The sequence below is a fragment of the Enterobacter sp. N18-03635 genome (genome assembly GCF_004006055.1).
GTDB classification, from domain to species: Bacteria; Pseudomonadota; Gammaproteobacteria; order Enterobacterales; family Enterobacteriaceae; genus Enterobacter; species Enterobacter vonholyi.
The window spans coordinates 2,188,984-2,213,499 of record NZ_CP034769.1; the positions used below are offsets into that span (position 1 = coordinate 2,188,984).

General features: G+C 57.0%; 24 protein-coding genes. 17 read left to right on the top strand and 7 right to left on the bottom strand.

What is annotated here, in order from left to right; translation table 11 throughout:
* Window positions 1-4 precede the first annotated feature (4 nt).
* The 3 genes from ELK40_RS11160 (at window position 5) to rimL (ending at window position 3,270) form a co-directional block, all read left to right on the top strand.
* Window positions 5-778: a transporter substrate-binding domain-containing protein gene (locus ELK40_RS11160; RefSeq protein WP_127730820.1), complete on the top strand. Its 774-nt coding sequence runs from the start codon at window positions 5-7 to the stop codon at window positions 776-778.
* 242 nt (window positions 779-1,020) lie between these two features.
* Complete coding sequence (locus ELK40_RS11165; protein ID WP_127730822.1) at window positions 1,021-2,676, top strand: glucan biosynthesis protein; 1,656 nt, start codon at window positions 1,021-1,023, stop codon at window positions 2,674-2,676.
* A 45-nt stretch (window positions 2,677-2,721) separates the two neighbouring features.
* Window positions 2,722-3,270 carry a 50S ribosomal protein L7/L12-serine acetyltransferase gene (gene rimL / locus ELK40_RS11170; RefSeq protein ID WP_127730824.1) on the top strand — a complete coding sequence of 183 codons (549 nt, stop codon included), beginning with the start codon at window positions 2,722-2,724 and terminating at the stop codon, window positions 3,268-3,270.
* On the opposite strand, the gene ydcK is transcribed toward rimL, so the two are convergent.
* A complete protein-coding gene (ydcK, locus tag ELK40_RS11175; protein ID WP_127730826.1) occupies window positions 3,265-4,245 on the bottom strand; it encodes a YdcK family protein in 981 nt (326 codons plus the stop codon). The two genes, rimL and ydcK, sit on opposite strands and share 6 nt — an antisense overlap.
* A 133-nt stretch (window positions 4,246-4,378) precedes the next feature.
* Between ydcK and tehB the strand changes: the two genes are divergently transcribed.
* Window positions 4,379-4,972 (top strand): tellurite resistance methyltransferase TehB, encoded by a 594-nt coding sequence (tehB, locus tag ELK40_RS11180; RefSeq protein ID WP_127730828.1) that lies wholly within the window; start codon window positions 4,379-4,381, stop codon window positions 4,970-4,972.
* Here tehB and pepT read toward each other — a convergent pair.
* Entirely contained in the window at window positions 4,969-6,198 is a 1,230-nt protein-coding gene (pepT, locus tag ELK40_RS11185) for a peptidase T (protein WP_127730830.1), read from the bottom strand. The genes tehB and pepT overlap by 4 nt on opposite strands.
* A 111-nt stretch (window positions 6,199-6,309) precedes the next feature.
* On the opposite strand from pepT, the gene ELK40_RS11190 reads away from it, so the two are divergent.
* Both ELK40_RS11190 and ELK40_RS11195 read left to right on the top strand, forming a co-directional pair.
* Complete coding sequence (locus tag ELK40_RS11190) at window positions 6,310-7,905, top strand: ABC transporter substrate-binding protein (protein WP_127732779.1); 1,596 nt, start codon at window positions 6,310-6,312, stop codon at window positions 7,903-7,905.
* 135 nt (window positions 7,906-8,040) lie between these two features.
* Window positions 8,041-8,715 carry a DUF3313 domain-containing protein gene (locus tag ELK40_RS11195; protein ID WP_127730832.1) on the top strand — a complete coding sequence of 225 codons (675 nt, stop codon included), beginning with the start codon at window positions 8,041-8,043 and terminating at the stop codon, window positions 8,713-8,715.
* A 34-nt stretch (window positions 8,716-8,749) separates the two neighbouring features.
* Here the strand turns inward: ELK40_RS11195 and ELK40_RS11200 are convergent, their stop codons facing one another.
* Complete coding sequence (locus ELK40_RS11200) at window positions 8,750-9,646, bottom strand: EamA family transporter (protein WP_127730834.1); 897 nt, start codon at window positions 9,644-9,646, stop codon at window positions 8,750-8,752.
* 173 nt (window positions 9,647-9,819) lie between these two features.
* Here ELK40_RS11200 and ELK40_RS11205 point away from each other — a divergent pair, with 173 nt between their 5' ends.
* Complete coding sequence (locus ELK40_RS11205; RefSeq protein WP_111964624.1) at window positions 9,820-10,692, top strand: response regulator transcription factor; 873 nt, start codon at window positions 9,820-9,822, stop codon at window positions 10,690-10,692.
* Here the strand turns inward: ELK40_RS11205 and ELK40_RS11210 are convergent.
* Window positions 10,672-11,838 (bottom strand): benzoate/H(+) symporter BenE family transporter, encoded by a 1,167-nt coding sequence (locus ELK40_RS11210; protein ID WP_127730836.1) that lies wholly within the window; start codon window positions 11,836-11,838, stop codon window positions 10,672-10,674. The genes ELK40_RS11205 and ELK40_RS11210 overlap by 21 nt on opposite strands.
* 92 nt (window positions 11,839-11,930) lie before the next feature.
* Between ELK40_RS11210 and ELK40_RS11215 the strand changes: the two genes are divergently transcribed.
* Together ELK40_RS11215 and ELK40_RS11220 are read left to right on the top strand one after the other, a co-directional pair.
* Window positions 11,931-12,458, top strand: coding sequence for an XRE family transcriptional regulator (locus ELK40_RS11215; RefSeq protein WP_111964622.1), 528 nt, complete (start codon window positions 11,931-11,933; stop codon window positions 12,456-12,458).
* Between the two features lie 80 nt (window positions 12,459-12,538).
* A complete protein-coding gene (locus ELK40_RS11220) occupies window positions 12,539-14,503 on the top strand; it encodes a U32 family peptidase (protein WP_127730838.1) in 1,965 nt (654 codons plus the stop codon).
* On the opposite strand, the gene ELK40_RS11225 is transcribed toward ELK40_RS11220, so the two are convergent.
* The gene (locus ELK40_RS11225; protein ID WP_115876065.1) at window positions 14,504-14,734 is read right to left on the bottom strand and encodes a DUF2554 family protein; all 231 of its coding nucleotides are present in this window, start codon (window positions 14,732-14,734) and stop codon (window positions 14,504-14,506) included.
* Window positions 14,735-14,978: 244 nt separating this feature from the next.
* Here ELK40_RS11225 and ELK40_RS11230 point away from each other — a divergent pair, with 244 nt between their 5' ends.
* Window positions 14,979-15,341, top strand: coding sequence for a hypothetical protein (locus ELK40_RS11230; protein ID WP_115875040.1), 363 nt, complete (start codon window positions 14,979-14,981; stop codon window positions 15,339-15,341).
* Between the two features lie 162 nt (window positions 15,342-15,503).
* Here ELK40_RS11230 and ELK40_RS11235 read toward each other — a convergent pair whose 3' ends face one another.
* Together ELK40_RS11235 and ftrA are read right to left on the bottom strand one after the other, a co-directional pair.
* On the bottom strand, window positions 15,504-16,040 hold the full coding sequence (locus ELK40_RS11235; RefSeq protein WP_127730840.1) for a dihydrofolate reductase family protein: 537 nt from the start codon (window positions 16,038-16,040) through the stop codon (window positions 15,504-15,506).
* Window positions 16,041-16,080: 40 nt separating this feature from the next.
* A complete protein-coding gene (gene ftrA / locus ELK40_RS11240; protein WP_127730842.1) occupies window positions 16,081-17,088 on the bottom strand; it encodes a transcriptional regulator FtrA in 1,008 nt (335 codons plus the stop codon).
* A gap of 73 nt (window positions 17,089-17,161) precedes the next feature.
* On the opposite strand from ftrA, the gene ELK40_RS11245 reads away from it, so the two are divergent.
* The 7 genes from ELK40_RS11245 (at window position 17,162) to urtE (ending at window position 24,487) form a co-directional block, all read left to right on the top strand.
* Window positions 17,162-17,575 (top strand): rhodanese-like domain-containing protein, encoded by a 414-nt coding sequence (locus ELK40_RS11245; protein WP_127730844.1) that lies wholly within the window; start codon window positions 17,162-17,164, stop codon window positions 17,573-17,575.
* 156 nt (window positions 17,576-17,731) lie between these two features.
* Window positions 17,732-18,835, top strand: coding sequence for a cobalamin-independent methionine synthase II family protein (locus ELK40_RS11250; protein ID WP_127730846.1), 1,104 nt, complete (start codon window positions 17,732-17,734; stop codon window positions 18,833-18,835).
* A 203-nt stretch (window positions 18,836-19,038) separates the two neighbouring features.
* Window positions 19,039-20,310: an urea ABC transporter substrate-binding protein gene (urtA, locus tag ELK40_RS11255; protein WP_047958573.1), complete on the top strand. Its 1,272-nt coding sequence runs from the start codon at window positions 19,039-19,041 to the stop codon at window positions 20,308-20,310.
* A gap of 24 nt (window positions 20,311-20,334) precedes the next feature.
* Window positions 20,335-21,909 (top strand): urea ABC transporter permease subunit UrtB, encoded by a 1,575-nt coding sequence (gene urtB, locus ELK40_RS11260; RefSeq protein ID WP_127730847.1) that lies wholly within the window; start codon window positions 20,335-20,337, stop codon window positions 21,907-21,909.
* Window positions 21,909-22,982 carry an urea ABC transporter permease subunit UrtC gene (gene urtC, locus ELK40_RS11265; protein WP_127730849.1) on the top strand — a complete coding sequence of 358 codons (1,074 nt, stop codon included), beginning with the start codon at window positions 21,909-21,911 and terminating at the stop codon, window positions 22,980-22,982. Before urtB ends, urtC begins: the two co-directional genes overlap by 1 nt.
* Window positions 22,982-23,779, top strand: coding sequence for an urea ABC transporter ATP-binding protein UrtD (urtD, locus tag ELK40_RS11270; RefSeq protein WP_127730851.1), 798 nt, complete (start codon window positions 22,982-22,984; stop codon window positions 23,777-23,779). The genes urtC and urtD overlap by 1 nt, the downstream gene beginning before the upstream one ends.
* Before the next feature lie 9 nt (window positions 23,780-23,788).
* On the top strand, window positions 23,789-24,487 hold the full coding sequence (urtE, locus tag ELK40_RS11275) for an urea ABC transporter ATP-binding subunit UrtE (RefSeq protein ID WP_111964612.1): 699 nt from the start codon (window positions 23,789-23,791) through the stop codon (window positions 24,485-24,487).
* Window positions 24,488-24,516: the final 29 nt, after the last annotated feature.

Here is a 24,516-nt window from a genome sequence, read left to right on the forward strand (position 1 = left end):
TGAGATGAAATTACGCGCGTTAGTTGTCGGCATGGCATTGCTGTGTACCTTTTCCTCCTTCGCAGCGTCCGAGCTGCGTTACGGTCTGGAAGCAGAGTATCCGCCGTTTGAAAGCCGCAATGCGGCAGGCGAACTGGAAGGGTTTGACGTTGAGCTGGGGAACGCCATCTGCAAAGCGGCAGCGCTGAAGTGCAGCTGGGTGGAAACCTCGTTTGATGCGCTGATTCCGGGGCTGGTGGCGAAGAAATTCGACGCCATCAACTCGGCGATGAATATCACCGAGCAGCGCCGCAAGAGCATTGATTTTACCCAGCCGATCTACCGTATTCCGTCGCAGCTGGTCGGCAAGGCCGGTACGGCGGTCGAGGCGACGCCTGAAGGGCTGAAGGGGAAAACCATCGGCGTGCTGCAGGGCTCCATTCAGGAAACCTATGCCAAAGAGCACTGGGAAAAGCAGGGTGTCACCGTGGTGTCTTATAAAGATCAGAATATGGCCTGGGGCGATCTGCTGAATGGTCGTATCGACGCCTCGCTGGTCATGTCCGCGGCCGGGCAGGCAGGTTTCCTCAGCAAGCCGCAGGGGAAAGGGTTTGGCTTCATCGGCAAGCCGGTGTCTGACGACGCTATCCTCGGCAGTGGGATCGGCTTTGGGTTGCGTAAAGGTGACGAGGCCACCAAAAAGCAGCTTGACGCCGCAATTGATAAAGTACGTGCCGACGGCACGATCGCCAAACTCGCTGATAAGTACTTCCCGGGTATCGATGTCAGCGTAAAATAACCACCTCATTAGCCCCGGCGAACGATGTCGCGCCGGGGCATTTTTCTACACATTTTCCAGGCTTTCTTTACACCACTTTCGGGCCGTTCTGGTCGACAGAAAATATTTCTCACTTTGTTCATATAATCACCGGCCAACAATTGGATTCTTAACCATTTTTGTTTAGGCTGTGCGTTCTTTCTTGCCGTCATTTCGCCGAGCGCGGAACACATTCACACGACCATAAGGACGTTTTTCCAGGCATGAATCGCAGACGTTTTCTAAAAGGCTCGCTGGCAGTGGCAGCCCTGAGCGGCACATCCGGCCTTGCCTCCCTGTTTTCCAAAGCGGCATACGCCGCCGACTCTGACATTGCTGACGGCCAGAGCCGTCGTTTTGACTTCTCCGTACTGCAATCCATGGCGCATGACCTGGCAAAAACCCCGTGGGGTGGCGCGCCGCGCCCGCTGCCGGAGACGCTGGCGACCATGACGCCGCAGGCGTACAACGCCATCCGCTACGATGAAAAGCAGTCTCTGTGGAACAACATTGAAGGGCGTCAGCTGGACGTGCAGTTCTTCCATATGGGAATGGGGTTCCGCCGTCGCGTGCGGATGTTCTCGCTGGACCAGTCGACCTCTATGGCGCGCGAGATCCACTTCCGTCCTGAGCTGTTCAGCTACGGTGAAACGGGCGTGGATACCAAACAGCTGGAAGGGCAAAGCGATCTCGGCTTTGCGGGCTTCCGCGCCTTTAAGGCGCCGGAGCTGGCGCGTCGCGATATCGTCTCCTTCCTGGGCGCGAGCTACTTCCGCGCGGTGGATGACACCTACCAGTACGGCCTTTCCGCCCGCGGTCTGGCGGTAGACACCTTTACCGACACGCCGGAAGAGTTCCCGGACTTTACCTCCTTCTGGTTTGAAACCGTCAAGCCAGGCGACACGACCTTTACCGTTTATACGCTGCTCGACAGCCCGAGCATCACGGGTGCCTATAAATTCGTGATCCACTGCGAGAAGAGCCAGGTGATCATGGAGGTGGAAAACCACCTCTACGCGCGTAAGGACATCAAGCAGCTCGGCATTGCGCCGATGACCAGCATGTTCAGCTGCGGTAATAATGAACGCCGCATGTGTGACACCATTCACCCGCAAATTCATGACTCCGACCGCCTGGCGATGTGGCGCGGCAACGGGGAGTGGATCTGTCGTCCGCTGAACAACCCGCAGAAGCTGCAGTTCAATGCCTATATGGACAAAAACCCGAAAGGGTTCGGTCTGCTGCAGCTCGATCGCGATTTCTCGCACTATCAGGACGTGATGGGGTGGTACAACAAGCGTCCAAGCCTGTGGGTGGAACCGCGTAACGACTGGGGTAAAGGCGCGGTTGGCCTGATGGAGATCCCGACCACCGGTGAAACGCTGGATAACGTGGTTTGCTTCTGGCAGCCGGAAAAAGCCGTCAAAGCGGGCGACGAGCTGGACTTCAAGTATCGCCTCTACTGGAGCGCGATGCCGCCTGTGCGCTCCCCGCTGGCCAACGTCTACGCCACCCGCACCGGCATGGGCGGCTTCCCGGAAGGCTGGGCGCCGGGCGAAAACTACCCGAAAGTATGGGCCCGTCGCTTTGCGATAGATTTTGTCGGCGGCGATCTGAAGGCCGCTGCGCCAAAAGGCATCGAGCCGGTGATTACGCTCTCAAGCGGTGAAGCGAAGCAGGTGGAGATCCTCTACGTGGAGCCGTTTGACGGCTATCGCATTCTCTTTGACTGGTACCCGACGTCGGATTCGACGGAGCCGGTGGATATGCGTCTGTTCCTGCGCTGCCAGGGCGACGCCATCAGTGAAACCTGGCTGTACCAGTATTTCCCACCGGCGCCGGATAAACGTAACTACGTTGACGACAGGGTAATGCGTTAACGATCGATTCCCTCTCCCTCCGGGAGAGGGTTAGGGTGAGGGGCAATGACCGCAGTAAAATCCGAAATTATCCCGGTATCTGACGCTCTCGAGCTTCGCGCCGTCGAAGAGCGCTATACCGCCGATCTGCACAACCTCGTCGTCAAAAACAGAATCTTTCTGCAAACCGCCTTTGACTGGGCGCAGCACGTAGGTAGCGAAGAGGATACCCGCCGCAACGTGCAGAGTAACCAGATGCTGCACCAGCGCGGCTACGCCAAAATGTTTTTGATCTTCAAGGATGATGCGCTGGTTGGCGTCCTGTCGTTCAACACCATTGAACCGACCAACAAGGCCGGGTACATCGGCTACTGGCTGGATGAAGCCCACCAGGGGCAAGGTATTCTCTCCCGGTCGCTGCAGGCGTTTATGCGCTACTACGCAGAGCGCGGTGAGATCCGTCGTTTTGTGATCAAGTGTCGGGTGGCGAATCAGCACAGCAACAACGTTGCCGTGCGCAACGGTTTTTCGCTGGAAGGGTGCCTGCGGGAAGCGGAATACCTGAACGGCCGCTTTGACGACGTGAATATCTACGGCAGAATTTATACCCTATAACGCACCCAGCAGCGGCGTGCGGGTGATGCGCTGGTCGCCGTTAATCACTTTTTCGCCGCGCAGGTGAATGCTCTCGCCGGCAAATGCTTCAATAACCGCATCGTCGGTGATTTCAACCCGATGTTCGATCAGCACATCCCCGCTGATGCGCGCGCGCCCCTGAATCACCACTTTATCATCCAGCATGATCGGCCCGCCGCGCAGCCAGGCCTGCCCGCCAATCAGGACGTGATGCTTGATGACGCAGTTGCCTTCGACCACGGCATTCTCCGCAATCTGCGAGCTGTAGCGCACCGTCGGGATGGCATCGTCGTCAAAGCCGGCTATCACGCGGGCGTTACCATAGACTTTAGCGCAGTCGCACACCCAGACGTTGTTCAGTTCGTTTCCCTCCAGGATCGCGTTGTCGAAGACTTCGGCCCGGTGTTCAACAAAAGCAAAATTAACCATCGCCTCGCCGTAGATTTGCGCCTGGTGCACAATCCTCGACTGGCTCACCGTCGCCTTGTCGTAGATTTGTAGGATCTGCTCATGGTCCGGCGTCAGCCCTTTGGCAGCAATGACCACGCTGTGATGCAGCACGCGCGCTTCGCCGTAGATATGACACTCGCCCCGCACGCAGGATTGCTGAATGGTGACGTTGTCACTTATTCGCGCCCCGTGGCTGACCTCCGCGCCGTCCAGCCAGCAGCTGTCGCCGATGTGCGCGTCATGGCTAATGATGCACGGCAGGGTAAGACGCGCGTTGCCGGAGACGACTGCCCCCGCAAACACCACGCTGTTTTCATCGTAGATCCAGCAGTCGCCGTCCTGCGCGAGGGCGCGCTCATCGTCAATCCAGCCGCCTCTCGTGCCGACTGTCACGTCGTTAAAGTCCGCCGTGGCGATAATCTGCCGCAGCGTGGTGGCGTGGGTGGTTTCGCCATTTTTCCATTGCCAGAGTCGGGTCTCGTCGCTGAGGCGATATTTGTTCATCTTTATTTCTCTGATAAGCGTCTTAACTAAACGTAGCAAATTTTTCGATTTTCGAGCGGCTGGCAACCAGACGGTAAACGCCTTAAAATAGCATCCAGGATGCACTTTCACTTTATGAGAACGTAGGAAAACAATGACTGTCGATGAGAATTACTTCACAGAGAAATATGGCTTAACCCGTACCCATTCAGAAGTGCTGTACAGCGCGGAGATTGTGAAGCCCGGTAAAACGCTGGATCTGGGCTGCGGCAACGGCCGTAACAGCCTCTATCTTGCAGCTAACGGCCACGATGTCACCGCGTGGGACAAGAACCCGATGAGCATCGATAATATCGAGCGCATTAAGGCGGAAGAAGGGATCGATAACCTCCACGCGGCGATTAAAGATCTCAACAACCTGAGTTTTGACGGCGAGTACGATTTTATTCTCTCCACCGTGGTGCTGATGTTCCTGGAGGCAAAAACCATCCCGGGTCTTATCGCTAATATGCAGCGCTGCACCAGGCCTGGCGGCTACAACCTGATTGTTGCCGCGATGGACACGGTGGATTACCCGTGCACCGTCGGCTTCCCGTTTGCGTTCAGGAGCGGTGAGCTGAGCAACTACTATGAAGGCTGGGAGTTGCTCAAATACAACGAAGACGTTGGCGAACTGCACCGCACCGATGAAAACGGTAACCGCATCAGGCTGCGCTTTGCCACGATGCTGGCGCGCAAGCCCGCTTAACGGGCGGCCAGCAGGCAGATCTGCAGGGCCGTATTGTAAGACGCTTCGAACGACGACAGCGGCAGGAATTCAAACTTCGAGTGGAAGTTATGCGCCCCGGTGAAGAAGTTCGGCGTGAGTAGCCCTTTTGCCGAGAGCGCCGCGCCGTCGGTGCCGCCGCGCATCGGCGTCGGTTTCGGCGTGATGCCGAGCGATTCCATCGCCTCGAACATCAGATCGATAGCGCGCCGGTCTTCACCAATCGCATTGCTGATATTGCTGTAAGTATCTTCAATGCGATAGTCCACTCTGGCCGTCGGATATTGGGCGGCAATCAGTGCGGCCACGTCGGCAATCTGCTGCTTGCGCGCGGCAAAGCTCTCCTTGTCAAAGTCGCGGATATTGGCCTTAAGAACGGCCTCGTTCTGTCCGGCCTGAATGCCGTTAAACCAGATATAGCCTTCACGTCCCTCGGTACACTCCGGCGTTTGCTGGCGGTCAAAATGGCTGATGTAATCAGTCGCCATCAGCAGGGGATTCACCAGCACGCCTTTGGCGGACATCGGGTGCGCCGTCACGCCGGTAAAGCGGATCTCCGCGGCGGCCGCATTAAAATTCTCGTAAACAATTTCACCCAGCTCGCAGCAGTCGATGGTCCAGGCAAAGTCGACATCGAAGCGCTTAAGATCAAGCGCCTTGGCACCGTTCAGGCCGATCTCTTCGTCAGGCACAAACGCCACGACGATATCCCCATGCCGATGCTCCGCCGTGAGGTTTTCCAGCACCGTCATGACCACCGTGACCGCCGATTTATTATCCGCGCCCAATACGCTGGTTCCGTCGCTGAAAATAATCTCCTCATTCGGATAAGCCAGAATTTCAGGGTGCTCGTTAACCCGCAGCCAGATGTCTTTCTCTTTATTCAGACAGAGATCTTCACCGGTAAACGTTAATATTTGTGGATGAATATCCGGTGAAAGTCCCACGTCGACGGTATCAATATGGGTAATAAAGCCGATGCGCGGCGCACCGGGCACGTTGCCTTTTTTTACCGCCGTCACCGTGGCGAATTCATCAATCACAATGTCGTCTAACCCCAGCTGTGCCAGCTCCTGCGCCAGCTCGCGCGCCATGTCATGCTGGCCCGGCGTTGAGGGAAGGGTTTTGACTTTGGGATCGCTCTGGCTGGTGATAGCCAGATAGCGGAAAAAACGATGCGTTAATTGTCTGGAAAGCGGCGAGCCCATAGTGATTTATTCCTTATTTATTTTTCAGGTGTTTGCCACATCACTTTAATGTTATTTATGAAATGGCAAAAGAATTAATTAGCCGTCGAATTAAAAAGACAGGAATAAATGATGACAAGCAAACTCACAACTATAGCGCTGGCGTTCGCTGCACTCACGGTCAGTTCCACCGTTGCTGCGAAAACGCTGGTGTATTGCTCTGAAGGATCGCCGGAAAACTTTAACCCTCAGCTATACACCTCGGGAACCAGCGTGGACGCCAGCGCCGTGCCGGTCTATAACCGTCTGGTCGATTTCAAGCCTGGCACCACGGAGCTGGTGCCAAGCCTTGCGGAGCGCTGGGAGGTGAGCGACGACGGCAAGGTCTACACCTTCTTTCTGCGTAAGGGCGTTAAGTTCCAGAGCAATAAATCCTTCACGCCAACCCGCGACTTTAACGCCGACGACGTGATCTTCTCGTTTATGCGGCAGAAAGACGTGAATCATCCCTACCACAATGTCTCTAATGGCAGCTACTCCAACTTCGAAAGCCTGGAGTTCGGCAGCCTGATAACCGCCATTGATAAAGTCGATGAGCACACCGTGCGCTTTACCCTGGCGCACCCGGAAGCGCCGTTTGTCGCCGATCTGGCCTGGTATTTTGCCTCAATCCTTTCAGCGGAATATGCTGACGCGATGCTAAAAGCGGGCACGCCGGAGAAGGTGGATATGGAGCCCATCGGCACCGGGCCGTTTAAGCTGGCGCAGTATCAGAAAGATTCCCGGATCCTTTTCACGGCGTTTGCCGACTACTGGCAGGGGAAATCGAAGCTGGACAGGCTGGTGTTTAGCATCACCCCGGATGCCTCCGTGCGTTTTGCCAAAATTGAGAAGAACGAATGTCAGGTCATGCCCTTCCCAAACCCGGCCGATCTGCCGCGCATGAAGGCCAACAAAGACATTAATCTGATGAGTAAGGCGGGGCTGAATACCGGCTTCCTGGCGTTCAACACGCAGAAGCCGCCGCTGGATAACGTGAATGTCCGTCAGGCGCTGGCGATGGCCATCAATAAACCAGCCATTATTGATGCGGTGTTCCACGGTACCGGCACCGCTGCGAAGAACCTGCTGCCGCCGGGCGTATGGAGCGCAGACAGCGAGCTTAAGGATTACGACTACGACCCTGAAAAAGCCAAAGCGCTGCTGAAAGAGGCCGGTTTTGCCAGCGGCGTCAGCATCGATTTATGGGCGATGCCGGTGCAGCGTCCCTATAACCCGAATGCGAAACGCATGGCGGAGATGATTCAGGCGGACTGGGCGAAAATAGGCGTGCAGACCAAAATCGTTACCTACGAATGGGGCGAGTATTTGAAACGCGTGAAGGGCGGAGAGCATCAGGCCGCGCTGATGGGCTGGACGACGGCAACGGGCGATCCGGACAACTTCTTCGGCCCGCTATTTACCTGCACCTCGGCAAACGGTGGGTCAAATTCGGCGAAATGGTGCTATAAGCCCTTTGATAAAATTATTGCGGAAGCAAAATCAACGACCGATCGCGATAAGCGCGTGGCGCTATATAAAGAGGCGCAGCAGATGATGCATGACCAGATGCCCGCGGTAATGATTGCGCATTCAACCATTTTCGAACCGGTGCGCAAGGAGGTGACGGGCTATGAAATTGACCCGTTTGGCAAACATCTGTTCTGGCAACTGGATATAAATCAGTAATTTTTCACTGCCCGGCACGCCTCCGGGCAGTCTTTTCGCAATTTGTGCTCTCCGCATCATTTTTTGTCACAACAAACCCGCCGGTCTTTTGCTATAACTTCAAATGCATACTTGCAGATAACATGGAAAACTATCATGCGTACTCAAACTTTTTTTAAAGTTGCAGTGCTTACTGGTCTGTTGGCGTTAGCGGGCTGTTCTTCGAAAGTCGCAGCTCCCGAACAATATTCTGGCTTTTTAAAAGACTATTCAGGCTTGCAGCAGAAAACGTCTGCGACGGGTAAACCAACGCTGCGTTGGGTTGATCCTTCCTATAACGAAGCTAATTACGACAGTATTCTCTGGACACCGATTACGTATTATCCAACGCCAAAACCAACCACGCAAATTGGGCAAAAAACGCTTGATGAGCTGTTGAACTACACCAATACAAAAATGAAAACGGCGATTGGCACGCGTAAGCCGATTGTGACCACGCCGGGTAAACACAGCCTGATTTTCCGCGGTGCAATTACCGGGGTGAGTTCGCAGAAAGAAGGTCTGCAGTTCTATGAGGTGGTGCCTGTTGCGCTGGTGGTAGCAGGTACGCAGATGGCAACCGGACATCGCACTATGGATACGCATCTCTTCTTTGAAGGCGAACTGATCGATGCGGCTACCAACAAACCGGTCATGAAGGTGGTGCGCAAAGGCGAAGGTAAAGATCTGAACAACGAAAGTACGCCGATGACCTTTGCTACCCTGAAGCAGGTTGTTGATGACATGGCGACGGACGCCACCATGTTTGATGTGAAAAAGACCGCGAAATAAAATAAAACGGCCTGCGTAATGCAGGCCTTTTTATTTACGCCATTCGTATGCGTCTGAACCAGGTTTCTGGTTTGGTAAACATCACCATATTTCCCCCCAGAATCAGCAATAACCCCACGATACCGTTGATATGCCAGACGTAGCCTTCATACACCGTAGAGATGGACAGCGCCACCAGCGGGAAGAGCAGCGTACTGTAGGCCGCTTTGCCCGGGCCAATGCGTCCCACCAGCGTGAAGTAGGCGCCAAAGGCAATCACCGAACCAAATACAGCCAGATAGAGCAGCGCGCCAATGTAGCTGATGGTCCACTCTGGCGCGAAGCTATCGCCTCTGAACAGCGCAATGCAGCCCATCACCAGCGTGCCGTAGAGCATCGCCCAGGCGTTGGTGGTCATGGTTTCCAGGCCTCTGCGCTGATGGCGCATGCTGATCATATTGCCCAGCGAGAAGCCGTAGGTGCCGAGCGCGGAGAGGCCAATCCCGGTCAGGAGCGATGCGCTCCAGCCGCTGGCCAGCAGATCGTCCCAGAAGAGGGTGACGATCCCGATCAGGCCCAGCGCCGCCGCCGTCCAGAAGCGCGCTGGCGGACGCTGCCCGAAGAAAATAAAGCTGTTGATGGCGTTATAGAGCACGGCCATGGAGAAGATCACCGACTCCAGCCCGGTATTAATGTGCGAGGCTGCGGTGTAAAAACACCAGAAGTTAAAGCAGAAAACGCAGCATCCCTGAAGCAGGCAAAAAAGGTGATCCCGCAGCGCCAGCTTGCGCAGGCGGCGCAGGGCGATTAACACCGCCATCATCGTGAGGCTGGCGACGGCGAAGCGCCAGAAAATCGACACCGGCGCCGCGACGGGGCCCTGCTGCAGGAAAATCGCAATCCAGGTGGTTCCCCAGATAATGACCACGAGTCCATATAATAATGCGTTCATAGTTCTCTCTTCTCAAACCGCGGAAGCCCGCAGTATGGCGCTGAAACTCGCGACGGGCTTTCACCGGGTTGCGGGTGACTTGCAAAATCTTGCGCTTTTTTCTTCCGGCGGGACTGGCAACGGGGGGCAACTCTTCTTAGACTGATATTCCCATCAATTATGCGCTAACGGTTATGTCTCACGCTTACGATACCTTTGAAACGCTTTGCCAACAGAATGCAGTCCTGCGGGAAACCGTCTCGCTGAATTCGGGTATTCAGCTGGCAGCGTGGTACAACAAGCACGATACGATTACGGTGAAAAGTAACCACCATACCCTCAGCCTGTACGTGGCGGACGGCTACGAAAGCTATCAAAAAACGCCGGGCGGCTGGAAGAACGGCGGGGGGCCGGACCGTTTCTGTCTGATGCCCAAAGAGAGCGAATCGACGTGGGATATCCGCGATGACCTTTCGTTTGTGCATCTCTACTGCACCGATGAACACCTGCGCGACGTGGGGGAAAAAATCTGGGACAAGCGCCCGCTTTCGCTGACCCTGGACGAGCGCATTTTTGGTAGCGATCCGAAGATCACCGCGCTGTATCGGCAGTTTTTGCTCGGCTGTGACTGGCAGCAGCACGCCAACCAGCTCACCCTGAGCACAGCCTCCACGCTGCTGCTGACCCATCTGCTGCAAAACTACTCTAACGTGCAGTGGAAGCTGCCGGTCGTCACCGGAGGGCTATCGCCATTCGTGCTGCGCAACGTGCTGGCCTTTATTGAAGAGAACCTGGGCCAGCCCCTGACGCTGGCCGAGCTGGCGGCGCAGGCCGCGCTCAGCGAATACCACTTTGCCCGCATGTTCCGCCAGTCGACGGGGCTGGCGCCGCATCAGTACGTGATGCAGAGGCGAATGGATAAAGCTAAGGCCCTCGTCCAGCATACGACGACGCCGCTGACGGACATCGCGCTTGCCTGCGGGTTCAACTCCGCCAGCCACTTCAGCAACCGCTTTCGCAGCGCGACGGGCATGACGCCTTCGCAGCTACGTGCGGCGAGTGCGTGAAAACAGGGCGTAGCACATCCCGCCCAGCACCAGTCCCCAGAATGCCGAACCGATGCCCAGGATTGTCACGCCGCTTGCGGTCATCAGAAACGTGACGATAGCCGCGTCGCGCTCCGCTTCATGATTCAACGCCTGATATAAACTCCCGCTGATGGTGCCCAGCAGCGCCAGACCGGCCAGCGTTTGGATCCAGCTGAGCGGCAGCGCGGCCATCAGCCCGGTAATGGAGCCCCCGAAAATTCCCGCCAGCAGGTAAAACCCTCCCGCAGCGATGGCCGCCAGCCAGCGTTTACCCGCATCCGGGTGTGCATCCGGGCTTTGACAAATGGCGGCGGTTATAGCCGCAATGCAGATGGAAAAGACGCCAAACGGAGAAAACAGCAGCGCCAGCCCTCCCGTGACGATGATGAGCGGTGAGACCGCCAGCGGGTAACCGGAGGCTTTCATCGTGGCGAACCCCGGCGCGTTTTGCGATGCCATGGTCACGAGGAAGAAGGGCAAGCCAATACTCACCAGGCTGGTGAAGGTGAAGGCGGGTGCAATAAATTCGGGCATTACCAGAGAAAGGGTGAGTTTATCCGTGACAACGTCACCTGCCGCCCATGCCACAATCCCGCCCACCAGCAGCGTGACCACGATGGCATAGCGCGGCGACAGCGCTTTTGCGATTAGCCACGCCGCAATCATGCTGCCGCACAGCAGAAAGTGCCCCTCAAGATGCGCAAACGCGTGGAGGCCAAACTGCAGCAATACCCCTGCCAGCATGGCGGCAGCAAGCGAATGAGGGATCAGCTTCATCAGACGGGCGAAGAGCCCGGTAATGCCGCAGAGCAAAATAAGCGCGTTAGCAAAGATGAACACGCCGATGGTTTCTGCCAGCGTGATCCCGTGCAGGCTGGTGGCGAGCAGCGCCGCGCCGGGCGTCGACCAGGCGGTCAGTACGGGCGCTTTGTACCACCAGGAAAGCGCCAGCGTGCTGACGCCCATTCCAGTTCCCAGCGCGGTCATCCAGCCCGCAATCTGCTGTGCGCTGGCGCCTGCCGCGGCGGCGGCCTGCCAGATGATGGCGGCCGAGCTGGCGTAACCGACCAGAACGGCGACAAATCCAGCCAGTGCGACCGGAATAAAGTGAGAGGAAGGGCGCATGAAAACTCCATTGTGCGTTATAACGTCCGGAGTAAGGTAGCACTGTGCGCTATAGCGTACAAGTGGTATGCTGATCGTCACCAGGAGGGAACATGGATATCACACTACACCTTGCAACAACGCTGAAAACGCTGCGCCAGGCGCGCGGCTGGAGTTTGTCGAAGCTCGCGGACGAGACCGGCGTGTCAAAAGCCATGCTCGGGCAAATCGAGCGCAATGAATCCAGCCCGACGGTGTCGACGCTGTGGAAAATTGCCACCGGGCTGAACGTGCCGTTTTCCGCGTTCATCACCCCAGAGGCGGACCGGCAGGCGGTATTTGACCCCCAGCAGCAGGCGATGGTCGTCAAGCCGCTCTTTCCGTGGGACGAGACGCTCGGGTTTGATTATTTCTCCATCACGCTGGCACCCGGCGCGCTGAGCGAATCCACGCCGCATGAGGCCGGGGTAATAGAACATGTCGTCGTAGTAAGCGGCGAGCTGGAGATGAAGCTTGGCGGCAAATGGCAGACGATTTCTGCCGATTCGGGCATCCGTTTCGCAGGCGATAAACCGCACGCCTACCGCAACAGCAGCGACCGGACGGTGCATTTTCACTCCCTGATTCATTATCCCCGCTGACGCTACGCAAAACTGTTTCGCTGACGCATACTTCTGACTACAATAGCCGCCATTTTGACCATAACGGATAACGACGAAGTATGCGCCTGCAATCCCATCATCTTGAACTTTTAAGCCCGGCCCGCGACGCCGCCATTGCCCGTGAAGCGATCCTTCATGGCGCAGATGCCGTCTACATTGGTGGCCCAGGCTTCGGTGCCCGCCATAACGCCAGCAACAGCCTGAGCGATATTGCTGAACTGGTGCCGTTCGCCCACCGTTTCGGGGCGAAAGTGTTCGTGACCCTGAACACCATTCTTCATGATGATGAGCTGGAGCCTGCGCAACGTCTGATTACCGATCTCTACCAGGCCGGGGTGGATGCCCTGATTGTTCAGGATATGGGCGTGCTGGAACTGGATATTCCCCCCATTGAACTGCATGCCAGTACCCAGTGTGATATCCGCACGGTAGAGAAGGCGAAGTTTCTCTCTGACGTCGGCTTTTCGCAGATCGTTCTGGCGCGTGAGCTGAACCTGAATCAGATCCGCGATATTCACCAGGCGACAGACGCGACGATTGAATTCTTTATCCACGGCGCGCTGTGCGTCGCCTATTCCGGTCAGTGCAATATTTCCCACGCGCAGACGGGCCGCAGCGCCAACCGCGGCGACTGCTCTCAGGCCTGCCGTCTGCCGTATACCTTGAAAGACGATCAGGGCCGCGTCGTGGCGTTCGAAAAACACCTGCTCTCCATGAAGGATAACGATCAGACGGCCAACCTGGGCGCGCTGATCGACGCGGGCGTGCGTTCCTTCAAGATTGAAGGGCGCTACAAAGATATGAGCTACGTGAAGAACATCACCGCGCACTATCGCCAGATGCTCGACGCCATTATTGAGGATCGCGGCGATCTGGCGCGCGCGTCCGCCGGTCGCACCGAGCATTTCTTCGTTCCGTCGACGGACAAAACGTTCCACCGCGGCAGCACGGACTATTTCGTTAATGCCCGTAAAGGGGATATCGGCGCGTTTGACTCACCGAAGTTTATCGGTTTACCGGTGGGTGAAGTGCTGAAAGTGGCGAAAGATCACCTTGATGTCCAGGTGACGGAACCGCTGGCGAACGGCGATGGCCTTAACGTGATGATTAAGCGTGAGGTCGTAGGCTTCCGCGCCAACACGGTCGAGAAAACCGGCGAGAACCGCTACCGCGTCTGGCCGAATGAAATGCCCGCCGATCTCTACAAGGCGCGGCCGAACGCGGCGCTTAACCGTAACCTCGATCATAACTGGCAGCAGGCGCTGCTGAAAACCTCCAGCGAACGTCGTATCGCTGTGGACATTGAGCTGGGCGGTTGGGAAGAGCAGCTGATTCTGACCATGACCTGTGAAGACGGCATCAGCGTAACGCATACGCTCGATGGCCTGTTCGAGGTGGCAAACAACGCGGAAAAAGCGCTCAACAGCCTGAAGGATGGGGTGGCGAAGCTTGGCCAGACGATTTACTACGCCCGCAACGTTGAGGTCAGTCTGCCGGATGCCCTGTTCGTGCCGAACAGCCTGCTTAACCAGTTCCGTCGTGAAACGGCAGAGATGCTGGATGCCGCGCGCCTGGCGCAGTATCCGCGCGCTAGCCGTAAAGCGGAAGCCGTACCTGCACCCATATACCCGGAGACACATTTATCCTTCCTGGCCAACGTTTATAACCATAAAGCGCGTGAATTCTATCATCGCCACGGCGTGCAGCTGATCGACGCGGCTTATGAAGCGCATGAAGAGAAGGGCGATGTGCCGGTGATGATCACCAAGCACTGCCTGCGCTTTGCGTTTAACCTTTGCCCTAAGCAGGCGAAAGGGAATATTAAGAGCTGGAAGGCAACCCCCATGCTGCTTGTAAACGGTGATGAAGTTCTGACTCTCAAGTTCGACTGCCGTCCTTGCGAAATGCATGTGATTGGCAAGATGAAAAACCACATCTTCAAAATGCCGCAGCCGGGCAGTATTGTGGCGTCCGTCAGTCCGGACGATCTGATGAAAACTCTGCCTAAACGCAAGGGCAGTTAATTACCGAACGTGGGTATCCGGTTTGCGCGATTTCTGCCACAGGTGGTGTTCGCGCAAACCCTCCGCCGACTCTTCCGCAGCGCTTCGTAACTCATCGCTGTCGGCTTCATGACGAAGCTGATGCGCCACATTCTTGACCCATAAATATTCGTGTCCTTTGTGCCCGGCCATAAGCTGGCCTGAAAAGAGTGCACAGATAAGCATGACGAGAGATAAGCCTTTTTTAATCATGAGATCGCCGCCGAATGACATTGCGGGGTAATCATGCCGATTATTTTTTAGTGTTATTATTTAATAATTCAAACTCGTGAAAAGAGATTGTCAAATATTGTGTGTCCGGAAAATTGTCCAGGACATTTCCTAAAAAGTCATGAATGTTTGTAAATTGCCATTTCTAGTCCATAATCGGATATTTGCATTAAGGATAAATCTTATATAATAGTTAATCTCTGGCTAAGGAACGGGTCATTAATAAATGAAAAAAATAATTGCGCTTGCGCTTCTGGCGGTTGCTGTTGGGGCCGTTGCAGGGATTCGTTATGCTGGTGATAACAAACCAGAATATATACAATCAGCAGAAATTCGCGTTGGTTCCTATTTGACCAGCGATTATGGAGCCGTAACCTGTAACAGTAAAAAAATTAACGATGTGCGTTGGGAATTAGACTGCACCCAGCAGACGATAGGAAAAACATTCCAGTTTGCGGCGTACCCCTCTGATAAAGCACCTTATGGAGTGGCGCGGTCATTTTATCTTGAAGCCATAAATGATGACGCAAAACAGAGCGCTGAACAGGGCCTTATGCGTTATTTGCAGATCAATACTCATGCAGGTTAATAAGACTGTTTAACCTTTGTTAAGACAACGGGTGTTAGGTTGTATGGGATCCGCAGCCCGGCCATGGAGTGTCGGGACGTAGAGACCAAAATACAAATCTATCCATGCAAGCATTTACCGCCATTTTTTGGCGGTTTTTTTTGCGCAGTGTTTACCGTCGTTTTATGACAGCAGTCGATAGTGCGACTGTACCAGACCCGAAGGGAAGCGGCGGCTGGATACCAGCGTCAAATCGATATCCTCTGGCAGGGCACCAAACAGCGATTTTCCCGAACCGAGCAGGACAGGAACGGTTGTGATCACCATATCGGCCACCAGTCCTTCTCGCAGGAACGACTGTATCACCTGCCCGCCATCGAGATAGACGCGATGGACGTTCTGCAACGCCAGGTAGTCGAGCACCTCCTTTGGCGTGCACCCTGAAAATTGTACTTTTCCCTTCAGCGCGTCGGGCACGGGCGTGTCGGCCAGCTGTCTGGAGAGCACCAGCACGGGCCGGTCATAAGGCCATGCGTCAAAGGTCAGCACTTTCTCATAGCTGCCTCGGCCCATCACTATCCACTCTTTGTCAGCGATGAACGCCGCATAGCCATGATCTTCAGTCGGATCATCGCGCTGCAGCAGCCAGTCGATATCATCATTGTGTCGGGCGATGTAACCATCAAGACTGGTTGCGATAAAAACGTGTGTGGTGACCATAAGGTTCCCCGTATTCCTGCGAAACCAAAAGACTGACGCCTCAGCGGGCTGTAGCGGAATGAGAAAATTGTTTGCGGTACTGGGCCGGGGAAATCGCGAACTGCTGGCGAAAGTGATGACGGAGCGTCGATGCCTGGCCAAACCCGGTCTGTTCCGCGATGCTGTCGATACTTAAACGACTGCTTTCCAGATAATCTTTCGCCCGCAGCAGGCGCTCATTGAGTAACCAGCGGGCAGGCGTCGTTCCTGTTGCCGCCTCGAAGCGACGAAGAAACGTGCGCTGACTCATACCGACACGACGCGCCAGCGAGTCGACGCTGTGCGGCTCGGTAAGATGCGTGTGCAGAAAATCAAACAGCTGGCCGAGGCGCTGGCTTTCCCGCAGCTGCGCCACCGGGCGGCTCAGCTGTTGCGGCTGAGAGCCATCCCGGTGAGGAGGAATGACCAGCCGCCGCGCCACGCTGTTAGCGGTTTCCATTCCATAATCCCTTCGTACAACGTGAAGGCAGAGATCGATCCCCGCCGCGCTGCCTGCAGAAGTCAGGATATCGCCTTCGTCCTGGTAGAGCACATCCTCGACCACGTCGATGTCAGGGTATCGGGCTTTAAGCGTCTCAATGTAGCGCCAGTGCGTCGTGGCTTTGCGCCCGTTGAGCAGCCCCGTAGCGGCCAGCACAAATACGCCCGAACAGATGGACAGCAGCTGGCATCCTCGCGCGCTGGCCTGACGTAATGCGTTGCAGAGCGCGTCCGGAACCGGCGAGTTCAGCCCACGCCAGCCGGGAACCACAATCAGGTCCGCAGACGCAAGCAGGCTTAAATCCCCATCGGTGACGATACGGATCCCGCCTGTTGCCCGAAGTTCACCGCTATCCACGCTCGCCACCGCAAAACGATACCATTCATCGCCCAGCTCGGGACGTGGCAGACCGAAGATCTCCACCGCTACGCCAAACTCAAAGGTACACAGGCCGTCATAGGCCAGCACCACCACCTGCGGGCGGGCAATTTGTCTTAAGTTTGTCATCTTTTTGCTGTTTTCTGGCATAAGCGAGCGCATTCACGTGCTGAATTTCTGGATAGAGTAGTGTTAACACAAACGCCAAAGATGAGGAAGGATCATGAGCTATGTTACTGAATTTCCGGCTGCCGAGCCGCAGGAAGCCGTCACCCATTTTCTGCGTCGCCTGAGCGTAGAAACAGACTGCGCCGATGTGCATCACGCCATCGCCAATAATGAGCAGGACTTTGTTTTGCTGCACGTGGTGGGGAGCCCGGAGCAGTTTGCCCGTCGCCATGTGCCGGGCGCTCTGCATATGCCGTGGAGCCAGATGACCGCTGAGCGCATGGCCCAATGGCCTGAAGGGACGCTGTTCGTCGTCTACTGCGCGGGGCCGCACTGTAACGGCGCGGACAGAGCCGCGCTGAAGCTGGCGCGTCTCGGGCTGCCGGTCAAAATCATGCTCGGTGGGGTCACCGGCTGGGAAGATGAACGCTACGCGTTTGCAAGCAGCGAAACCACTGCCGCGCTGTGAAGATGAATTTTTTTCAACACCCGTGAAATTTTCTCGTTTGCCGGCACCGGGGAGGTATGACATTGTTTTTGGACATTTAGACATCCAGAAGTCTAAAAGTTCAAATAATGAATTATCACTGCGGGCAATTATTGCCGGCAGACTGAGGAGATTTCCATGCAACGACACCACGCCCCGTACCGCGCCGACGTAGTCGGCAGTTTTTTACGTCCGGATGCCATCAAGCAGGCTCGCCTGCAATTTGCCAGCGGCGAGATTGACGCGAGACAGCTTCGCGCGGTGGAGGACGAAGCCATTCGCCACGTCGTTGAGCAGCAGTGCGCGTGCGGCCTGCATGTCGTGACCGACGGTGAGTTTCGCCGTGCCTGGTGGCACTTCGACTTCTTCGACGGTCTGCAGGGCGTTGAGCGTTACGATTCGCAGCAGGGCATCCAGTTTAACGGCGTGCAAACCAAAGCCCACGGCGTGCGCGTCACCGGCAAACTGGGCTTTGGCGAGCACCCGATGCTGGACGATTTCCGCTATCTGAAAAGCATCAGCGGTAACGCCCAGCCAAAAATGACCATTCCCAGCCCGAGCGTGCTGCATTTCCGCGGCGGTCGCAAAGACATTGATGCGACGGTGTATCCGGACCTGAACGTCTATTTCGACGATCTGGCGACCACCTGGCGCGACGCGATTCGCGCATTCTATGATGCAGGCTGCCGTTACCTGCAGCTGGACGATACCGTATGGGCCTACCTCTGTTCGGACGATCAGCGTCGTCAGATCCGCGAGCGCGGCGACGATGCCGATGAGCTTGCACGTATCTATGCCCGCGTCCTGAACAAGGCGCTGGAGGGCAAGCCGGACGATCTGACCATCGGGCTGCACGTCTGCCGCGGTAACTTCCGCTCCACCTGGATTTCCGAAGGCGGCTACGAGCCGGTGGCGGAAGTGCTGTTCGGAACGGTCAACGTTGATGCCTTCTTCCTGGAATACGATAACGACCGCAGCGGGGATTTCGCGCCATTGCGCTTTGTTCGCCCGGGCAAGCAGCAGGTGGTGCTGGGTCTTATCACCACGAAAAACGGCGAGCTGGAGAATCCGGAGGGAATCAAAGCCCGTCTGGAAGAGGCGGCGAAATACGTGGCGAAAGAGCAAATTTGCCTCAGCCCGCAGTGCGGCTTTGCCTCGACCGAAGAGGGCAACAGCCTGAGCGAAACCCAGCAGTGGGAAAAAGTCCGGCTGGTGACGCAGATCGCCAGCGAAGTCTGGTAAAACCTTCCTCCTCAGCGCTGCATTATAAAAGTGCAGCGCTGTGCCATTCTGAGACGTTCTCTTTACATCCTGCGCTCCCCTCCCGGAAATAGCGCTATCTCCATTCTGGCATTCTTTTTGCTCCTGCTTCGCTGACACATTTATTTCAGCGTCCACGCCGTAACGGACGTTTTCGCACAGCGTTCTTTTTCAGGAGTGAAAATATGCACCGTCGTACCTTATTAAAAGCCTTTGCGTTATCCGCGTCCGTCGTGGCGATGGGAATGAGTTTTGGCGTGCAGGCGGCCGATACCATCAAAGTGGGGATCATGCATTCTCTTTCCGGCACGATGGCTATCTCCGAGACCCCGCTTAAAGATGTCGCCCTGATGACCATCGATGAGATCAACGCCAAAGGCGGCGTGCTGGGCAAGAAACTGGAGCCGGTAGTGGTGGATCCGGCCTCAAACTGGCCGCTGTTTGCCGAGAAGGCCCGACAGCTGCTGAGCCAGGATAAAGTGGCGGTGGTATTCGGCTGCTGGACCTCGGTTTCGCGCAAATCCGTACTGCCGGTCTTTGAGGAGCTGAACGGCCTGCTGTTCTATCCGGTGCAGTATGAAGGCGAGGAAATGTCGCCAAACGTGTTCTATACCGGCGCGGCGCCGAACCAGCAGGCCATCCCGGCGGTTGAATACCTGATGAGCGAAGACGGCGGCGCGGCGAAACGCTTCTTCCTGCTGGGTACTGACTACGTTTATCCGCGCACCACCAACAAGATCCTGCGCGCGTTCCTGCATTCGAAAGGGGTGGAGGATAAGGATATCGAAGAGGTTTACACCCCGTTCGGCCATAGCGACTACCAGACCATCGTCGCCAACATCAAGAAATTCTCCGCGGGCGGCAAAACCGCCGTGGTGTCGACCATCAACGGCGACTCCAACGTGCCGTTCTACAAAGAGCTGGCGAACCAGGGTCTGAAGGCGACCGACGTGCCGGTGGTGGCGTTCTCCGTCGGCGAAGAAGAGCTGCGCGGGATCGACACTAAACCGCTGGTGGGTAACCTGGCGGCCTGGAACTACTTTGAGTCCGTCGATAACCCGACCAACCAGGCCTTCGTCGCGGATTACAAAGCCTATGCGAAGGCGCACAAGCTGCCGAACGCCGATACCGTGGTGACCAACGACCCGATGGAAGCTACCTATGTGGGCATCCATATGTGGGCGCAGGCGGTGGAAAAAGCGGGGACTACCGACGTGGATAAAGTCCGTGCGGCGATGGCCGGTCAGTCCTTTAAGGCGCCGTCAGGCTTTACGCTTACCATGGATGCCACCAACCATCATCTGCATAAGCCGGTCATGATCGGTGAAATCGAAGGTAACGGCCAGTTCAACGTGGTATGGCAGACGGAACAGCCGGTACGCGCCCAGCCGTGGAGCCCGTTCATCGCCGGAAATGACAAAAAGCCCGACCAGCCGATGAAAACCGCCAGCAACTAAGCCATTACCGCAGGGAGAAACGTCATGAACGCCATGCGCATGTTCATCGCTATTGTATGGCTTTCCGGACTGCTGCCAGGGATGGTGCAGGCATCGGATGCCGATCTTTTTGTTGCCGCCAGCCGCAGCCAGCAGGCGGATTTGTTGACGCAGTGGGCCGCCGCGCCGGATGCCGCCAGGCTTCCGCTGCTTCAGTCCCTGCAGAAGGAAAACCTGTATGCCGACAGTCAAAAGCACGCCTTTGCGCAGCGTAACGGGCAAATGGTGTCGCTTGGGGACGCCCGTGCGGCAGAAGCGCCAACCAAAGCCGTTCGTCTGACGAACCGGCTGCGCGTGCTGGCTGCGACCGCCATCGCCACCCATCAGCTGGTGAGTGACAGTGTCACCGAGAGGCGGGCGGCTGCGCGTCAGCTGCAGCGCGATGCCCAGCCCGGTATGCTCGCTTTTCTGGAAAAACGTGTGAACGATGAAACGGACGCCGTGGCGCGTCAGGCGCTGCTGCTGGCGGTCGCGAACCTCCAGCTGGCAAGCCCGCAGGCAGAGGTGCGCCGCAAGGCCGTCGAACTATTAGGTCAGTCCGACGATCCGGACGTACAGTCGAGGCTCACTCCGTTTACCCAGCCTGACACTGAGCCGGATGGCGGCGTGCGCGCGGCCGCAGGAGAGAGTCTTAGCCAGATCCAGCATCGGCTGATGTGGGGCGATCTGCTGGGCCAGGCGTTTATGGGGCTCTCCCTCGGGTCGGTGCTGCTGCTGGCCGCGCTGGGGCTGGCTATCACCTACGGCCTGCTGGGCGTCATTAATATGGCGCACGGCGAGATGCTGATGCTGGGGGCATATGCCACCTGGATGGTGCAGCAGGTGATGGCCGGGCTTGCGCCCCAGTGGCTGGCGCTCTATCCCGTTATCGCCTTGCCGGTCGCGTTCTGCCTGACGGCGGGCATTGGAATGGTGCTGGAGCGCACGGTGATCCGTCATCTGTACGGTCGTCCGCTGGAAACGCTGCTGGCGACGTGGGGCATCAGCCTGATGCTCATCCAGCTGGTGCGCATGACCTTTGGCGCCCAGAACCTCGAGGTGGCGAACCCGGCCTGGCTCTCCGGCGGGGTGCAGGTTTTTGCCAACCTGACGCTGCCGTGGAACCGCATTGTGGTGCTGGGCTTCGTGCTGCTGGTGCTGTTCTTTACCTGGCTCATTCTGAATAAAACCCGTCTGGGGCTCAACGTGCGGGCGGTGACGCAAAACCGCAGCATGGCCGCCTGCTGCGGGGTACCGACAGGGCGCGTCGATATGCTGGCGTTCGGGCTTGGCTCCGGGATTGCGGGTTTAGGCGGCGTGGCGTTATCGCAGCTCGGTAACGTAGGGCCGGAGCTGGGCCAGGGCTATATCATCGACTCCTTCCTTGTGGTGGTGCTCGGAGGCGTAGGCCAGCTGGCTGGCAGCGTGGCCGCGGCGTTTGGTCTGGGGATCTTTAATAAAATCCTTGAACCACAGATGGGGGCGGTGCTGGGCAAGATCGTGATTCTGGTGGCGATCGTGCTGTTTATTCAAAAACGCCCGCAGGGGCTGTTTGCGCTGAAAGGGAGGGTGATTGACTGATGAGCCAGCCGCTGACCTTAACGCTGGCGCGCAAAGCGCCACGCACTACGTATATTGCAGGCAGCCTGCTGGTGGTGTGCTTGCTGATATTGCCGTTTTTCGCCTTACTGCCTGCGACGCATCCGCTGGCGCTGTCAACCTGGATGCTGACGCTGACTGGCAAGATCCTCTGCTATGCCATCGTTGCGGTGGCGCTGGATCTGGTATGGGGCTACGCCGGGATGCTCTCTCTCGGGCACGGCATCTTTTTCGCCCTGGGCGGCTACGCGATGGGCATGTACCTGATGCGCCAGGCCGCGGGTGACGGTCTGCCCGCGTTTATGTCGTTTCTTTCCTGGAGCGAGCTGCCGTGGTTCTGGTGGGGAACCCAGCATTTTACCTGGGCGCTGGTGCTAATTGTGCTGGTGCCGGGGCTGCTGGCGCTGGTGTTTGGCTGGTTCGCCTTCCGCTCGAAGATCAAAGGGGTCTATTTTTCGATTATGACCCAGGCGCTGACCTATGCCGGGATGCTGTTGTTCTTTCGCAACGAAACCGGCTTTGGCGGCAATAACGGCTTTACCGGCTTCACCACGCTGCTCGGGTTTTCAGTAACGGAAACGACCACCCGTATCGCGCTGTTTCTGGCGACCGTGCTGTTGCTGCTCCTGGCCCTGGGCTGCGGATTTGCGCTGGCGAAGAGCAAGTTTGGCCGCATTCTGACCGCCGTTCGCGACGCCGAAAATCGCCTGACGTTTTGCGGCTACGATCCGCGCGGGTTCAAGCTGCTGGTGTGGACGCTCTCTGCCGTACTGTGCGGTCTGGCGGGGGCGCTCTATGTGCCGCAGGTGGGCATTATCAACCCGGGCGAAATGTCGCCGACGAACTCGATAGAGGCCGCCATCTGGGTGGCGCTTGGCGGGCGCGGCACGCTGGTGGGGCCGGTGATTGGCGCGGCGCTGGTTAACGGGGCGAAAAGTTTCTTCACCGTCGCGATGCCGGAATACTGGCAGCTGTTTCTGGGGCTGATTTTTATCGCCGTTACGCTGTTTTTACCGCGCGGAGTCTACGGACTGTTTCGTAAGGGAGAAAAATAATGCAGCCAGCCGAAGGGTTATTCACCCGCCAGCTGCCCGGCGATCGCTACCGGGACCAGACTGATCCTGTACTTCAGCTTGAATCCATTAACGTTAATTTTGATGGCTTTCAGGCCCTGACCGATCTCTCGCTGAATATCGGCGTGGGCGAGCTGCGCTGCGTGATCGGTCCCAACGGGGCCGGTAAAACGACGCTGATGGACGTCATCACCGGCAAAACGCGTCCAGAGAGCGGCAGGGCGATTTACGACCAGTCCATCGACCTGACAGCGCTGGAGCCTGCGGCCATCGCCCGCCAGGGCATCGGGCGTAAATTCCAGAAGCCCACGGTCTTTGAGGCGCTGACGGTGTGGGAAAACCTGGAGATCGCGATGAAAAGCGATAAGTCCGTCTGGGCGAGCCTGCGGGCAAAACTCAACGGCGCGCAGCGCGACCGGATCGATGAGATGCTGGTTTTACTGCGGCTGACCGCCGAGCGCGACCGCCGCGCCGGGCTGCTTTCCCATGGACAAAAGCAGTTTCTGGAGATCGGCATGCTGCTGGTGCAGGACACGCATCTTCTGCTGCTGGATGAACCCGCAGCCGGGATGACCGACGCGGAAACCGAATACACCGCAGAGCTGTTCAAAACGCTGGCAGGCAAGCATTCCCTGATGGTTGTTGAGCACGATATGGGCTTTGTCGAAACCATCGCCGATCGCGTGACGGTGCTGCATCAGGGGCGGGTGCTGGCGGAAGGTTCACTTCGCGAGGTGCAGGCCAACGAGCAGGTGATTGAGGTCTATCTGGGACGTTAAGGAGCGATGATGTTACAGGTTAATGAACTGAATCAATATTACGGCGGCAGCCATATCCTGCGCGGCGTCAGCTTTGAGGCCGTAACCGGCGAAGTCACCTGCCTGCTGGGGCGCAACGGCGTAGGGAAAACCACGCTGCTGAAGTGTCTGATGGGGCTGATCCCGGCCAAAACCGGGGAGGTTATCTGGCAGGGAAAAACGATCACCCATAGCAAACCGCACCAGCGGGTGCAGTCTGGCGTGGCGTATGTCCCGCAGGGCCGAGAGATTTTCCCGCGCCTGAGCGTAGAGGAAAATCTCCTGATGGGGCTGTCGCGATTTTCCGCACGCGAGGCGAAGCAGGTGCCGGAGGAGATCTGGCAGCTGTTCCCGGTGCTCAAAGAGATGAAGCATCGTCGCGGGGGCGATCTCTCCGGCGGGCAACAGCAGCAGCTGGCGATTGGTCGCGCGCTGGCGAGCCGTCCGCAGCTGCTGATCCTGGATGAACCGACCGAAGGCATACAGCCTTCCGTTATTAAAGAGATCGGCCACGTGATCCGTACTCTGGCAAGCAGAGGCGACATGGCGATCCTGCTGGTGGAGCAGTTTTACGACTTTGCCGCCGAGCTGGCCGACAGCTATCTGCTGATGTCGCGCGGCACGATTATTCAGCGCGGGCGGGGTGAAAACATGGAGCAGGAGGGCGTTCGCGGCCTGGTTGCGATCTGAAATGTTATATTATAACATCCTCATTCTTA

What these genes read in the sequence shown, in the direction of transcription:
- ELK40_RS11160 (WP_127730820.1), top strand. Translation starts at nt 5, where the DNA reads ATGAAATTACGCGCGTTAGTTGTCGGCATGGCATTGCTGTGTACCTTT.
- ELK40_RS11165 (WP_127730822.1), top strand. Translation starts at nt 1,021, where the DNA reads ATGAATCGCAGACGTTTTCTAAAAGGCTCGCTGGCAGTGGCAGCCCTG.
- rimL (WP_127730824.1), top strand. Translation starts at nt 2,722, where the DNA reads ATGACCGCAGTAAAATCCGAAATTATCCCGGTATCTGACGCTCTCGAG.
- ydcK (WP_127730826.1), bottom strand. Translation starts at nt 4,245, where the DNA reads ATGAACAAATATCGCCTCAGCGACGAGACCCGACTCTGGCAATGGAAA.
- tehB (WP_127730828.1), top strand. Translation starts at nt 4,379, where the DNA reads ATGACTGTCGATGAGAATTACTTCACAGAGAAATATGGCTTAACCCGT.
- pepT (WP_127730830.1), bottom strand. Translation starts at nt 6,198, where the DNA reads ATGGGCTCGCCGCTTTCCAGACAATTAACGCATCGTTTTTTCCGCTAT.
- ELK40_RS11190 (WP_127732779.1), top strand. Translation starts at nt 6,310, where the DNA reads ATGACAAGCAAACTCACAACTATAGCGCTGGCGTTCGCTGCACTCACG.
- ELK40_RS11195 (WP_127730832.1), top strand. Translation starts at nt 8,041, where the DNA reads ATGCGTACTCAAACTTTTTTTAAAGTTGCAGTGCTTACTGGTCTGTTG.
- ELK40_RS11200 (WP_127730834.1), bottom strand. Translation starts at nt 9,646, where the DNA reads ATGAACGCATTATTATATGGACTCGTGGTCATTATCTGGGGAACCACC.
- ELK40_RS11205 (WP_111964624.1), top strand. Translation starts at nt 9,820, where the DNA reads ATGTCTCACGCTTACGATACCTTTGAAACGCTTTGCCAACAGAATGCA.
- ELK40_RS11210 (WP_127730836.1), bottom strand. Translation starts at nt 11,838, where the DNA reads ATGCGCCCTTCCTCTCACTTTATTCCGGTCGCACTGGCTGGATTTGTC.
- ELK40_RS11215 (WP_111964622.1), top strand. Translation starts at nt 11,931, where the DNA reads ATGGATATCACACTACACCTTGCAACAACGCTGAAAACGCTGCGCCAG.
- ELK40_RS11220 (WP_127730838.1), top strand. Translation starts at nt 12,539, where the DNA reads ATGCGCCTGCAATCCCATCATCTTGAACTTTTAAGCCCGGCCCGCGAC.
- ELK40_RS11225 (WP_115876065.1), bottom strand. Translation starts at nt 14,734, where the DNA reads ATGATTAAAAAAGGCTTATCTCTCGTCATGCTTATCTGTGCACTCTTT.
- ELK40_RS11230 (WP_115875040.1), top strand. Translation starts at nt 14,979, where the DNA reads ATGAAAAAAATAATTGCGCTTGCGCTTCTGGCGGTTGCTGTTGGGGCC.
- ELK40_RS11235 (WP_127730840.1), bottom strand. Translation starts at nt 16,040, where the DNA reads ATGGTCACCACACACGTTTTTATCGCAACCAGTCTTGATGGTTACATC.
- ftrA (WP_127730842.1), bottom strand. Translation starts at nt 17,088, where the DNA reads ATGCCAGAAAACAGCAAAAAGATGACAAACTTAAGACAAATTGCCCGC.
- ELK40_RS11245 (WP_127730844.1), top strand. Translation starts at nt 17,162, where the DNA reads ATGAGCTATGTTACTGAATTTCCGGCTGCCGAGCCGCAGGAAGCCGTC.
- ELK40_RS11250 (WP_127730846.1), top strand. Translation starts at nt 17,732, where the DNA reads ATGCAACGACACCACGCCCCGTACCGCGCCGACGTAGTCGGCAGTTTT.
- urtA (WP_047958573.1), top strand. Translation starts at nt 19,039, where the DNA reads ATGCACCGTCGTACCTTATTAAAAGCCTTTGCGTTATCCGCGTCCGTC.
- urtB (WP_127730847.1), top strand. Translation starts at nt 20,335, where the DNA reads ATGAACGCCATGCGCATGTTCATCGCTATTGTATGGCTTTCCGGACTG.
- urtC (WP_127730849.1), top strand. Translation starts at nt 21,909, where the DNA reads ATGAGCCAGCCGCTGACCTTAACGCTGGCGCGCAAAGCGCCACGCACT.
- urtD (WP_127730851.1), top strand. Translation starts at nt 22,982, where the DNA reads ATGCAGCCAGCCGAAGGGTTATTCACCCGCCAGCTGCCCGGCGATCGC.
- urtE (WP_111964612.1), top strand. Translation starts at nt 23,789, where the DNA reads ATGTTACAGGTTAATGAACTGAATCAATATTACGGCGGCAGCCATATC.